This window comes from Victivallis lenta, from assembly GCF_009695545.1.
Classification (GTDB): domain Bacteria; phylum Verrucomicrobiota; class Lentisphaeria; order Victivallales; family Victivallaceae; genus Victivallis; species Victivallis lenta.
This window is the reverse complement of the sequence record NZ_VUNS01000008.1, coordinates 83,226-96,019: the sequence shown is the minus strand read 5'-3', so window position 1 is coordinate 96,019 and position 12,794 is coordinate 83,226. Positions and strand designations below refer to the sequence as shown.

The window sequence follows — 12,794 nt, the reverse complement described above, 5'->3', positions numbered from 1 at the left end:
ACTTCCGTCGCCTTACGATGATGGAAAGGAGGACCAGATGAATGTCGGTTTTTGTGTTTCCATGACTCCGCGCCGGCTGCTGTGTTTCGCAGGCAAGTTCAATCTCCCGAAAATCGTCTCCCGCATGGAGGCCCTGGCCGCGCAGCGCGGCTGCGGCATCAAGCGGCGCGAGGAGGACATCGCCGTTCATTTCTGTCCGGAGGGCGATCTGGTTTTCCATCCGGACGAGGAGGCGCAGATGCTGAAGGGAAGTGCCGACAGCTCGATCGCCGGGCCCGGCTTCCATGCGGCGGCGGCCGACTTCTGCAATGCACTGGCCGGCGAGGCCCGCCTGGCTGCGGTTTATGAGCCCGGCGACCCTTACTGCGAGAGAGGCGATTTCGAAGCTCTCCGGCGCGCGGTGTTCCTGCCCTTTCTGGAGGAACTCCTGACGACCATTGAGATCGAAGGCGGCCGGCGGAGCGAGGCGATCTGCTTCGCGTGGCCTGACGATTGGTACATGCTCGCCAATGCGCCGGAGAATCACTGGTATTGTCCGACCGGTTTGTTTCCCTGTTCCGTCAAGGCCCTGTTCGACCGGGAGCCGATGGCGTTTCTGCAGGATTTCTTCATCTGGCCGAACCGGGAGAAGGACACGGTTTATCTGCGCAACCTGGCTATGAGCGACGCCTGGACCCGGTGTGCTTTCCATGCCGGCGACCCGCTCTGCAAAGAGATTTGCCGGAGTCTGGAAAAGGTGGCGAAAGAGGACCCGCTGCTGCCGTTTCCCCGGAAGCTTTACCTCGAACTGTGCGGAATCGTCGGGCGCACGCCTGTTGTGCCGGAGGAAATTCCGGAGGACACCCGGTTCGAATCGGTCGGTTTCCGCAAATTTCCGCTGCTGGCCCCGATCGGCAACTGGGAGATTCTGATTCCGGGTGGTTTCCGGCGCGAGGAGCAGAAGGACGGCGCGATCCGGCTGGTCGAACCGGATCGCTGCATTGCGGCGAGCAGTGCCGTCTGTCAGGTTTCGCCGGACGAAGAGGAGGAGTTCCGGACGCGGATGCTCGGCAGGCGCATGAGCCAGCACCCCGACAAGGTGTTCATGGAGAACGTCCTGCTCGGGCCGGACTGCCGGGCCGAACTGTTCCGGGTGAACGACTGGGAGCATCCGTTCCTGCTTGAGTGCCGCAAAATCGAACCGGGCGGGAACCTGCTTTCGATCATGTTCAACTTCAAGACGCGCAGCGAATACGAATGGGGGCTCGACATCCTGAAAACCGCCCACTGCCGCGATGCGGTGGAAGAGGTGTGATGTCCGGTCCGGTGCCGGGGATCGCGAGAGGTGGCGGAGCCGTTCAGGGCCGGTACTGCCGCCGGTAGAGGCCGGGAGAGAGTCCGCTCTGTTTCCTGAAGAAACGTGAAAAGACGAATTCACTGCTGAATTCGAGCTCGGCGGCGACTTCGCGTGCTGTGGTATGCGGACGGCGCAGCAGCTCCGAGGCGCGGCGCAGCAGTTGCCGGTCGAGAAAACGTTTCGGCGTGATTCCGGTGTCGGCGGTGAATCTTCGCGTGAAGGTTTCGCGCGGCATCCGGGCGATTTTCGCCAGCTCCGCGACGCGCATTCCGGCCGTGCAGCGGGCCGCGATATGGTCGAGTACGGCTGCGTACGGCGCAAAGCGGGCCGCGAGGTCGGGCGGTGTCTCCGCACTTCCGTCGAGCATGTCATATACGAATGCGAACACGTGCTTGCGCAGTTCGACTGCAAGCAGCAGCTGCCGGTCGGAGTCGAAAATTTCGACCAGCCGGGCGACCAGCTCCGGCCGGTATTCGCTGCGGATGTGCTTGTACATCGAAAACAGTTCCACGCCGGAATGGAGTTCGAGGCTGAACTGGATCGAGACGAAGAGCGTCCGGTCGTCGAGCCGGACCTGCGCGGGCAGGTAGGCCGGAATGAAGTAGACGGTTCCCGGAATCAGCGGAAGCTTGTCGTCCCCGCAGCGGATGAAGTTCTCCGCTCCGTTCGGGTTCTCAAAAATGCCAAGCATCCGGTTGACGGAAAGCGCCTGCGGCGTCGCCGAAAAGACCGGGTATGCCCCTTTGGCGAAATGGGTCAGCGTCAGGCTGATTCGGTTGCTCAGCCCGTAAATTTCATCCCGGTTCCTCAACTCCGCCATCACATGCCTCCCGCTTTGGATAAAATAGCATGAAAATCACAAAATGCAAAACTTATTCCGTTTTCCGCCATTCTGTTTCCGGTGCGGCGCGTGTATAATAAATAAAAAAGGAGAATGCTGCCATGACATATCGCACCTTCGAACAGGATCTGCCGTATCTGCTCGGCAAATTCCGGAATCCGTCTTTCGATCCGGCGACCGGTCTCGACAATGAGACGATCAGAAGAGACATCGGACTGCTCGCGCGGGAGCTGGCCGGGGAACCGCGTCCGGTTGTGAAAGCGCGGGCCTTCGAGTATGTGACCCGGAACGTCCGGATCGATGTGAACCCGCACGACTGGTTCGTCGGCTTCGGCTGCTGGGACCGGGACGACCGGCCGCTGACCGCGCTGATTTATGGCTGGAGCGAAGAGGCGGACCGGGCTTCGCCTGAGCTGACGGAGCTGCGGAAGCTCTGCGAACGTACCGGCGCTACGGCGATCTGGAAGGACTTCGACCACTCCGTGCCGGATTGGGAGGCCGTCTATGAGCTCGGCTTTCCGGGGCTGCTCGACCGGGTGCGGCGATATCGCCGGCGCCACGCGGAGCGCGGCACGCTGACGCCCGAGGCGGCCGCCCGTTTCGACGGCATGGAAATCGCCTGCCGCGCGGTTCTCGAGATGCTCGGCCGGTTCCGGAAGTATGCGCTTGAGCACGCGGACGGCAGTGAACGGGTCGCTGCCGTGGCGGAGTGCCTCGGCGCGCTGATTTCCGGCGCACCGCGCAACACGTTCGAGGTTCTGTCGCTGATCTATCTCTTTTTCATGTTCGGCGAACATATCGACCGGTATCAGGTCCGGTCGCTCGGCAACCTCGACCGCATGCTCCTGCCGTATTTCCGGCGGGACCTGGCGGAAAAGCGGTTCACCGAAGCGCAGATCCGCGAATTCATCGGCTACTTCCTGATGCAGTGGGCGTCGATCGACAACTACTGGGGCCACCCGTTCTATCTCGGCGGAACGAAGGCCGACGGCTCCACGGAGATCAGCGAACTTTCGCACCTGATTCTCGAGGAGTACGACCGGCTCGGACTGCATACGCCGAAAATCCAGATCAAAACCGCGCCGAATACGCCGCCGGAGTTTCTGGACCGTGCGTTCGACATGATTCGGCGCGGGCACAACAGCATCGTGTTCGTCTGCGAACCCGGCATCGCCCGCGCGATGGCGGCCTGCGGCTTCAGCGCGGAGGAGGCGCGGACCTGCGACATCCGCGGCTGCTACGAGTTCGTGCCGCGCGCACTCGGCAATACGACCGGCGTCGGGCACCTGAATATGCTGAAACCGATTGAACTGGTACTGAACGACGGCATCGACCCGCTGACCGGAATCGCATTCGGGGAGAAGACCGGCCCGCTCGACCGGCTCCGGACCTTCGACGATTTTCTGGCCGCCTACTTCCGGCAGCTCGACCGGATCATCGAATTCAACATCCGGTGCGTGGATGATTTCGAGCGGACGCTGCACGAGATCAACCCGGCGCTGCTGTTCTCCGCGACAATCCGGCACAGTCTCGAGACGGCGCGCGACGCATTCTCGGACGGGTCGGTCTACAATATTTCGTCGATTCTCGAAGCCGGGTTCGCCTCCGCGGTCGATGCGCTGACGGTGATCCGCAGCTATGTCTACGAGCGCCGGGAGCTGACGCCTGCCGAACTCCGCGACATCCTGAAGGCCGACTGGAACGGCCATGAAAAGCTGCGGCTGCGGATTCTGCGCGACGGGAACAAGTACGGCAACGGCATCGAGGCGGCGGACCGCCTTGCGGCGGAGCTCGCGCGCCACGTATCGGAAAGGATCAACCGGCGTCCGAACGCGCGCGGCGGCTTCTACCAGGCGTCGGGCCACTCCGCCCGGCAGTTCATCTGCCTCGGGGAGAAGACCGGCGCAACGCCGGACGGACGCCGTTCCGGAGACGAAATGTCGAAGAATCTTTCTCCCGTGCAGGGGGCGGATACGAACGGCGTGACCGCACTGGTGAAATCGCTTTCGCGTATCGATCCGGCCTGGTATCCGGGCGATTATCCGCTCGACGTGATGATGCATCCGGCCACGGTTCGCGGCGAGGACGGGCTCGCCGCGATGCGTGCGCTGCTCCTGACCTATATGCGGTTGAACGGCGTGGCGATTCACTTCAACATCTTCGATGCGGAGACGCTGGCCGCCGCTCAGGAGCACCCGGAGAACTATCGCGGACTGCAGGTCCGGGTCTGCGGCTGGAACGTGCTGTTCACCGATCTTTGCAGAAAAGAGCAGGACGCATACATCGAGCGGGCCCGCTGCATCAGCGAGTAGGGAGGGGGAGATGCGGGAAGGAATCATCTGCGACCTGAAACGCTTTGCGGTTCACGACGGTCCGGGCGTGCGGAGCACCGTGTTCCTGAAAGGGTGTCCGCTCCGGTGCGTCTGGTGCCACAATCCGGAGAGCATCCGGCGCGCGCCGGAGCTCGGAGTGCGGTTCCACAAATGCACATTGTGCGGCGAATGCGCCCGGGTTTGCGCCTGCCACCGGATTGCGGACGGGAAACACCGCTTCGGCCGCGAGAGCTGCACCGCGTGCGGAAGGTGCGTCGGGGCTTGCCTGTTCGATGCGCTTGTGCTGTACGGAAAGCGCGTGACGCCGGAGGAGACGGCGGCGGCCGTGCTCGAGGACCGGGCGTTTTACGAAACCTCCGGCGGCGGCGTGACCGTTTCGGGCGGCGAACCGCTGCTTCAGGCCGCCTTCTGCGCGGAGCTCTTCAGGCTGCTGAAACGGGAGTGCATCCATACGGCGGTGGATACCTGCGGGGAGGTTCCGTGGAGCGCGTTCGAAACCGTGCTGCCGGTGGCCGACCTGTTCCTGTTCGACTTCAAGCATCCCGATTCGGAGGCGCACCGGCGGCTGACCGGCAGCGGCAACGGGCGGATCAAAGCGAATCTGCTGCGGCTCGGCCGGAACGGCTGTCCGGTCGAAATCCGCATTCCGCTCATACCGGGCCTGAATATGGAGGATGAGACTTTGAAGCGCAGCGCGGAGTTCCTGGCCGGGATCGGCACGGTCACGGCGGTCCGGCTGCTGGCTTATCATTCGCTTGCGCGTTCGAAATACGAAGCGGTCGGGCGCGCCGACACGATGCCGCGGGCCGGGAGCCCCGGCGATGACGCGATGCGTCACGCAGCGGAGCTGATCGGCGGTTTCGGGCTGCGGGCAATGGTATGAGGCCGGCCGCTCAGCGGCGGAAAAAGGCCAGCAGATTGCGCATGTCGAGCTTTTCGATATAGAACCAGTTGACCGAGCGGATGTGGCAGAAGGTGTAGACCGTTTCGTTTCCGTCGGGCTCCTGGATGGTGACGACTCCGAATTTCCGCTTTTTCATATCGTCGAGAACGGCGAGGTTTTCGAGCTGCTTGAAGACGACCTCATCGTCCGGGCTCCGGTAATTCGACCGGGCGATGTCGGCGAAGTCCCTGGTGGTGGAGACGATGATTCTGCCGCCGTCGTCCATGATCGCCTTCTCGAGCACGTGCGGGCCCGCGTTGCCGGAGGAGTGCAGCTCCTCGATCAGTTCGTCCAGAGAGATATCCACCGCGCAGACCCCGTTGCCGCGCCCGTCCGGCATGCGCAGCGGAACCGAACAGGAGATGACCAGTCCGATCTGCGGAACGCTGTCGATATAGGGGCGCGACCAGACGGCCCGTTTCTCCTTCCAGGCATCGGCCGGAGGAAACCAGATGCGGCGGCGCGGATCGTAGCGTTCCGGGAAGCCGTTCCCGGCCGGATAAGCCGCGTACAGCCCGTCCGGGAAGCCGAAGAGAACCCGGATGATCGGCGTGCCGTCCCGGAAGGCGGCGGTTTTGAGTTCCTCCAGATTCGAATCCGTCACGCGGGCGTTGACCGGGCTTTCGAGAATCGTCTGCAGCAGCCGGGGAATGTAACGCGAGATCGGCTCGAGGCGGCGTTCGACGCTTTCCGGGTTCGTATCCGGAGTCACATTGTAGGCGATGCTTTCCGGGTCGATCCGGCCGTGGTGAAAGACGGAGTCGATCAGTCCCGGCGCACCGGGACGGCGCAGCTCGGAAACCGCGCGGAACGCATGTTCTTCCCCCTTTTCATGATGCGGATCGTACTTCAGCAGGTACCGGATATCGGCGGCGAGCGAAGCGGTCATCAGTTCGAGTTTCGAAAACTGTTCGTCGAGCAGATGTCCGGCATGGGTGCTGCGGGAGTAGGCCGCGCCGAGGGCGTAGTCGCGCGAACGGAGCTCTTCGGAGAAACGGAACTCCCGGTAGAGCGTGAAGGCGAGGGCGCCGACTCCGGCCAGCAGCGCGCAGAGCATCAGGACCAGCGTCAGCCGGCGGTGCAGGTAGCACCAGCGGACCAGCTTCATGGCCGGATTGTCCGGCCTGGCCGACACCGACAGCCCCATCAGATAGCGCCTCAGATCGCCGGAAAACTCCCTGATCTCCTGGTAACGCTGCTTCGGGTCCGGGGCGAGCGCTTTGCGGATGATCGCCTTCAGGTCCGCGTCGATCGGCGCATGGAAACGGTGTTCGAGCGGCTCCATCCGGCCGTCGGCGATGTTCGCCAGAACCTCCGATACGGAGTTGCCGGTGAAAGCGGTTTTCAAAGTGGCGGCTTCGAACAGGATTGCGCCCATTGCGAACAGGTCCGCCCGCTGGTCGCGCAGCTCGTGCCGGATGACCTCCGGCGCAAGGTATTGCGGTGTTCCGCAGAAATCGTCCTCCTGCGGAGGTGTTTCGGCCGCATTCTCCGTATGCCGGATGCGCCGGGCGATGCCCCAGTCCATGATGTAGGTTTCGCGGAATTCGCCGATCATGATGTTCGACGGCTTCAGGTCGCAGTGCATGACGTTGCGGCTGTGCGCATATTCGAGCGCATCGCAGACTTTGAGCAGGATGTCGAGGCGGGTGCGCAGGGCTTTCTTTTCGTCGAACGAGTTTACGCCGTCGAGCCGGTAGTGCGTGCAGATCTGTTCGAGGTAGGCCTTGAAGGTCTGCCCCTTGACCAGCTTCATCGCGAGGTGCAGCCCCGCTTTCCGGTCGGAATTCAGCGTGTAGATCGGCACGATCGCCGGATGGTCGAGCTGGGCGGTGACCCGCGCTTCGGAGAGGAAGAACCGTCGCAGCCGCTGGTTTCCGGAAAGTTCGCCGCGCAGCGACTTCAGGGCGACCAGCCGGTTCAGCCGGCGGTCGAAACCGTGAAACAATTCGCCCTGGCCGCCCTCCGCGAATTTTTTTCCGACGTCGTAGCTCTCCTCGAGCAGTTCGAGGCTCTCCTCGTCGCCGGAGAAATCGACCTCCCCTTCGGCCGGGTGATCCTGAAGCTCCTCCATGACGGAGTTGACGTCGCGCCGTTTTTTCAGCTGGAAGAAACGGGTCTTCGGCGAAGCGGGGAGGGCGGCGGGTTTTGCGGGGGGAGGCGTTGCGCCGGGTTCCCCCGTTTCCGTCCGGGGAAGGAGAATGGTACGCTCTTCCGGCTCGGAAACGGGCGTCCGGGTCTCCTGCTGCTCCGTCCGTTCCGGCGGCTGGTTGTCCGTATGAGTCATGGCTTTTCACCCGGAGGTTGTTGATCGATCAAAGCAATATAATCCGCTGTCTTCGAAAAATCAATGAAACTCCCTTGATTTTACCGAAAAGCCGCGTATATTGTTAGTGAATGATAACAAACCGTAATAAAAGGAGGGCCATGCGAATGAAACGGAAAATCATAGAAATCGACGAAAAGCTCTGCAACGGCTGCGGAAACTGCATCCCGAACTGCCCGGAGGGGGCGATCCGGATGATCGACGGCAAGGCGCGGCTGGTCAGCGATCTGTTCTGCGACGGTCTCGGCGCATGTCTCGGGGAGTGTCCGCAAGGCGCGATCACGATGACTGAACGCGAAGCCGCTCCCTATGACGAACGGCTGGTCATGGAGCGGATTGCCGCGCAGGGAGCCAATACGGTCAGGGCGCATCTGCACCACCTGAGATCGCACGGCGAACAGGAGCTTCACCGGATCGCGGTCGAATATCTGCGGGAAAAGGGCATACCGGTTCCGGAAGAGGCGGCGGAAGAGACGCTCGGGCGCGGCTGCCCCGGCACTCTGGCGAAGGCGCTGACGCCGCGGAAGCCGGCCGCCGCCGTTCCGCCGGAGGAGACGCCGTCGGCTCTGCGGCAGTGGCCGGTACAGCTCCGGCTGCTGAATCCGGAGGCTCCGTATTTCGACGGAGCCGATCTGCTGGTGTCGGCGGATTGCGTGCCCTGCGCGATGGGCGGCTTCCACCGCGAGCTGCTGGATGGAAAGATTCTGGTCATCTTCTGCCCGAAGCTCGATGAGGATACGGAGGAGTATGTGTCGAAGCTTGCGGAGATCTTCAGGCGCCACGACATCCGCTCGGTTACGGTTGCCCGCATGACGGTGCCCTGCTGCGGCGGAACCGTCGCGATCGTCGAAAAAGCGCTCGAATCGGCCGGCAGGCGGATTCCGCTCGATGTCCGGATCATCGACCTGAACGGAGAGCCGGTCCGGGAAGCGCGCCGGACGCCGGGGCAGCTGTAAAGCCGGAAAGCCGGAACGCCGGCTTTTCGTGCGTACCGGCATACAGCGGTTTATTTTTCTCTCACGATGCGTTGCGGATTTTTCGGCATGTATCCGTGGGTCGACCCCTGCACCCAGGTGATTTTTTTCGGACTTTCGATGCTGTTGTAGAGGATTGCCACGCCGGATGGCGCGCAGGTGTAGTCGCCCAGGCCTGCCCGGGTGATCTCCACCGGACACCTGATCCGCTTTGCGTGGTTGACCGCATCGTAGTAATCGAGCGGACGCCGGTATTCCGGGTGCCAGCCGTTCAGCCGCCCGAGTTTCGCCGCCCCCGCCAGATCGCAGCACCACGGAATATCCGCCTTGCAGCCGGTGACGTCCGGATCGAGCCCCGCTCCCCAGATCGCCTGGAGCCCTCCCTGGCTGCCGCCGGCGACTTCCAGCCGGACGCCGTCCCACTCCGGCAGCGCTTTCAGGAATTCAAGCGAACGCAATACTCGCAGCGCCATGCCGTTGAAGTAGGCGCGTTCCGGATCGGCGTTCTGCTTTGGGTCGAAGGCGTAAGAGAATCCGTTGGATTCGATCGCCCGCGCGAATCCGGCATAATAATCGGCGTCGCGGTTTAATTCGAAGCCGTGCGCGTTCACGTGAAACACGATGCAATCCTCCGGTCCCTGCTGCGGCGGATTCTGTTTTTCGACACCGTATCCGGCAAAGACCGCGCGGACGGGCAGCGACCGCTTCCGCGCCCCGGCGGGTACGGTCAGGTAACCGGTGACCGGGCGCGGCCCGGCGCAGTCGACGGTTGCCGCGTAGACGGTCACGTTTTTCAGGGGACTCGTCTGCTGTTCGAGCCGGTACTTCAGCGGAACGGCGGCGAGGCGCGCTTTCTGCCTCCTCCAGAATGCGTCGAAATCGGCAATCTCCGGCAGCCCGGCGAGCTTGTCCGGTTCGACTCCCGCGCCGCCCTCGAAGCCGCAGTTCATCGGCTGCCCCCAGTTGTTGCGGGTCGGCAGCGGCTTGCCGCCGGCGTCCAGCAGCGTCGCCGTGATGCGGACGAATCCGGGCCGGTCCAGCGAGGTGCGGAGCACCAGAGGACGGGCGGAGACCCGCTCCCGGCCGCGCTCGGTCCTGCCGTCGTCGCCGGAGCGTTCCCAGGCCAGGAAGTAGTCGCCTTCCGCCTTCTGCCCGCCGTAATCGGTTCGGATTTCAAAGATGATCGTTTCTCCCGCCCGGTAACTCAGCGGGTCCCGGTCGGTGACGCCGGTCACCTCCACCCGGGCCGGATTGAGCGCGGCTCCGGCGCCCGCGAAAACTGCGGCGGACAATAGAGCGGCGGCAGCCGCCGTGACGGAATATTTCATGCGTGCCTCCTGAAGTTGACGGGAATATAGGTCCGGAATTCCGGCTTTCAACCGCTTTCTTTCACATTCCGCAAAAATGGGACCGGATTGTACCGGGCCGGGCGGTTGCGGACGGTGGAAAACGGCGTTTTCGGCGGTATAGTAAAAGCAAAAACGAATGGAGGAGGTACCATCATGAAAACCGTTTCGGAACGAATGCTCGAATATGTCCGGTTCAACACGCAGTCGAACGATTCCACCGGGCGGCATCCCTCCACGCCGGGGCAGCTTGAGTTCGCCCGGCATCTTGCGAAGGAGCTTCGGGAGCTCGGCGTCGAGCGGGTCCGCGTCTCCGAATTCGCCTATGTATTCGGCGAAATTCCGCCTTCGGCGGGCTGCGGGGAGGCTCCGGCCCTCGGGCTTGTGGCGCATATGGACACCTCGGCCGATGCTCCCGGCGACAACGTCCGTCCGCAGCTGGTCGAGTACCGGGGCGGCGTCATTCCGCTCGGTGACAGCGGCCGCACGCTTGATCCGGCCGTTTTTCCGGAACTGAACCGCCTGACCGGGCATACGCTGATCACCACGGACGGCACCACGCTTCTCGGCGCCGACGACAAGGCCGGCATCGCGGAGATTCTGACCGCCGTCGAACGGGTTGCCGCCGGAGATCTCCCGCACGGAAAGCTCTGCATCGGCTTTACGCCGGACGAGGAGATCGGCGAGGGGCCGCTCCATTTCGACGTTGCGGATTTCGGCGCCGATTACGCCTATACCCTCGACGGCGGCGGCGCCGGGGAGATCGAGTTCCAGAACTTCAACGCGGCGACGGCGACCTTCGAACTCCGGGGGCGGTCCGTCCATCCCGGTTCGGCCAAAGACGTGATGATCAACGCCCAGAAGGTCGCGTTCGAGCTTGATTCCCTGCTGCCGCAGGATGAGGTTCCGGAGAAGACGGAGCGCTTTCAGGGGTTCTATCACCTGGTTCACACTTCCGGCAGCGTCGGGAATGCCCGGCTGGTCTATCTGCTGCGCGACCACGAAGCCGCTTCGTTCGAGGCGCGCAAACGGCGTATGCGGGAGGCGGCCGAGACGCTGAACGCGAAATACGGCGCCGGAACCGTCGTGCTGACCATCAAGGACCAGTACCGCAATATGGAGGAGATCATCCGGCAGCATCCGTTTCTGATTGAAATCGCGGAAGACGCCGTCCGTTCCGCCGGGATCGAGCCGGTCATCGTGCCGATCCGCGGCGGCACCGACGGCGCGACGCTCTCCTTCAAAGGACTGCCCTGCCCGAATCTCGGGACCGGCGGTTACAACTTCCACGGCGAATGCGAGTTCGCATCGGTACAGGAGATGGAGAGTTCGGTCCAGGTCATCCTGAACATCATCAAGGCGTTTGCAGGCAAAAAGTAACGCCGCTGTTCCGCTGGGGACGGTGCGGCGGTCCGGCTCCGCGTATTTCAATGAGAACCGCCGGGCGGGATAAGATGGCGCAGGCCGGTAAATAATCGAATTTTTTCGCGGAATGCTCTTGACAATTCCCGCTGTCTGAGGTATAATTATAGTGTCAGTATACGATACGTAATCAACTTCTATTCGTGTCGCCCGGGAAAGGAGACGGCCATGAATCGACGCTTCAGGTCAACGGCATCTCCGGGAAACCGCGTCGGCGGGAATGTCCACCGGTCAACGATGATTCTGTATAATACCGGGTATGTGAAATGAAACAGCATTGCCGCCCGGCAAAAAAGCGCGGTATGCGCCGCGCAGCGGATGTGAACGCAGCGGAGCGAAGGCTCACCGCCGCGGGCGGCAAGGGGGCAGCCCACGGGAAATGAAAGCCCGGCACAGAGTAAGAAATGGGGGGCGGGGGAAATGTATTCCCCCCGCGAATCCCACGACAATGAAGACGGACGAGACCAGGAAGAGCAGACGGAACATTTCTGCCGCCAGAGGACGAATAAATTCATTTAACCAAAAGGAGTTACATCATGACAGGCCGCGCACGGAAACATCATATACCCCCTATTATGCGCAAACCGTTCACCTTGATTGAGCTGCTGGTCGTTATTGCGATTATCGCGGTTCTTGCCGCCATGCTGCTGCCCGCCTTGAACCAGGCGCGCAGTGCGGCCAAGACGACCAAGTGCGTCAACATCCTGAAGCAGTTCGGCTCGGCGGGGGCGATGTACGCCGCCAACTGCGACGACTGGTGGATGCCGAGTCTGGTCGGCGATTTCCAGTTTCCGCACGGCTCCTACTTCGGCAATGATATGTTCCGCTCGCTGCTCGGCATTCCGGGCATCTACCAGATGGACCCGATCAGCGATGCTTTTCCGACCGGCCTGATGTGTCCCGACTCCTTCGGAGCGCAGGAGGCGAAAAACGGCTGGGGATTGATCTACAGCTCTTACGGCTACACCTATTTCGACGTCTATGGAAATTCCGGGGCCTACAAGGTTTCGCGTATCAGACGCCCCTCCGCTTCTGCCGCCTGGTCGGATGCGTTGGAATACCTGATCTGGAATCCGAAGCTGCTCGATTACCTGAGCAACGGCGAACGGTCCGGCTCCGGGCAGATCGCCTACCGCCACCGCAGCCGGAGCAACTTCTGCTTCTTCGACGGCCATGTCGCGCCGCTGGGCGGCCCCGAAGTCGAAGCCGTCTGGGGGGCGGACCCGAATACCGCTCCCGACAGCTGCATCAATATGAATTTTTACCGCTGAAA

9 protein-coding genes are annotated in these 12,794 nt (G+C 62.5%); 6 read left to right on the top strand and 3 right to left on the bottom strand.

Going from position 1 to position 12,794, the window contains the following annotated elements; all coding sequences use genetic code 11:
- Window positions 1–37: 37 nt before the first annotated feature.
- Window positions 38–1,294, top strand: a complete 1,257-nt coding sequence (locus FYJ85_RS09300; RefSeq protein WP_154418110.1) for a hypothetical protein — start codon at window positions 38–40, stop codon at window positions 1,292–1,294.
- A 43-nt stretch (window positions 1,295–1,337) separates the two neighbouring features.
- Here the strand turns inward: FYJ85_RS09300 and FYJ85_RS09295 are convergent, their stop codons facing one another.
- Entirely contained in the window at window positions 1,338–2,156 is an 819-nt protein-coding gene (locus tag FYJ85_RS09295; RefSeq protein WP_106054187.1) for a helix-turn-helix domain-containing protein, read from the bottom strand.
- Window positions 2,157–2,278: 122 nt separating this feature from the next.
- Here FYJ85_RS09295 and FYJ85_RS09290 point away from each other — a divergent pair, with 122 nt between their 5' ends.
- Window positions 2,279–4,489, top strand: a complete 2,211-nt coding sequence (locus FYJ85_RS09290; protein WP_154418109.1) for a pyruvate formate lyase family protein — start codon at window positions 2,279–2,281, stop codon at window positions 4,487–4,489.
- A 10-nt stretch (window positions 4,490–4,499) separates the two neighbouring features.
- A complete protein-coding gene (locus FYJ85_RS09285; protein ID WP_206213071.1) occupies window positions 4,500–5,393 on the top strand; it encodes a glycyl-radical enzyme activating protein in 894 nt (297 codons plus the stop codon).
- A gap of 10 nt (window positions 5,394–5,403) precedes the next feature.
- On the opposite strand, the gene FYJ85_RS09280 is transcribed toward FYJ85_RS09285, so the two are convergent.
- Complete coding sequence (locus FYJ85_RS09280; RefSeq protein WP_154418106.1) at window positions 5,404–7,740, bottom strand: protein kinase domain-containing protein; 2,337 nt, start codon at window positions 7,738–7,740, stop codon at window positions 5,404–5,406.
- A 146-nt stretch (window positions 7,741–7,886) separates the two neighbouring features.
- Here FYJ85_RS09280 and FYJ85_RS09275 point away from each other — a divergent pair, with 146 nt between their 5' ends.
- Window positions 7,887–8,735 (top strand): ATP-binding protein, encoded by an 849-nt coding sequence (locus tag FYJ85_RS09275; protein ID WP_106054191.1) that lies wholly within the window; start codon window positions 7,887–7,889, stop codon window positions 8,733–8,735.
- 50 nt (window positions 8,736–8,785) lie between these two features.
- Here FYJ85_RS09275 and FYJ85_RS09270 read toward each other — a convergent pair whose 3' ends face one another.
- On the bottom strand, window positions 8,786–10,081 hold the full coding sequence (locus FYJ85_RS09270; RefSeq protein WP_206213070.1) for an acetylxylan esterase: 1,296 nt from the start codon (window positions 10,079–10,081) through the stop codon (window positions 8,786–8,788).
- A gap of 174 nt (window positions 10,082–10,255) precedes the next feature.
- Here FYJ85_RS09270 and pepT point away from each other — a divergent pair, with 174 nt between their 5' ends.
- Together pepT and FYJ85_RS09260 are read left to right on the top strand one after the other, a co-directional pair.
- A complete protein-coding gene (gene pepT, locus FYJ85_RS09265) occupies window positions 10,256–11,479 on the top strand; it encodes a peptidase T (RefSeq protein WP_154418102.1) in 1,224 nt (407 codons plus the stop codon).
- Between the two features lie 578 nt (window positions 11,480–12,057).
- Entirely contained in the window at window positions 12,058–12,792 is a 735-nt protein-coding gene (locus FYJ85_RS09260) for a prepilin-type N-terminal cleavage/methylation domain-containing protein (RefSeq protein WP_154418100.1), read from the top strand.
- Window positions 12,793–12,794 lie beyond the last annotated feature (2 nt).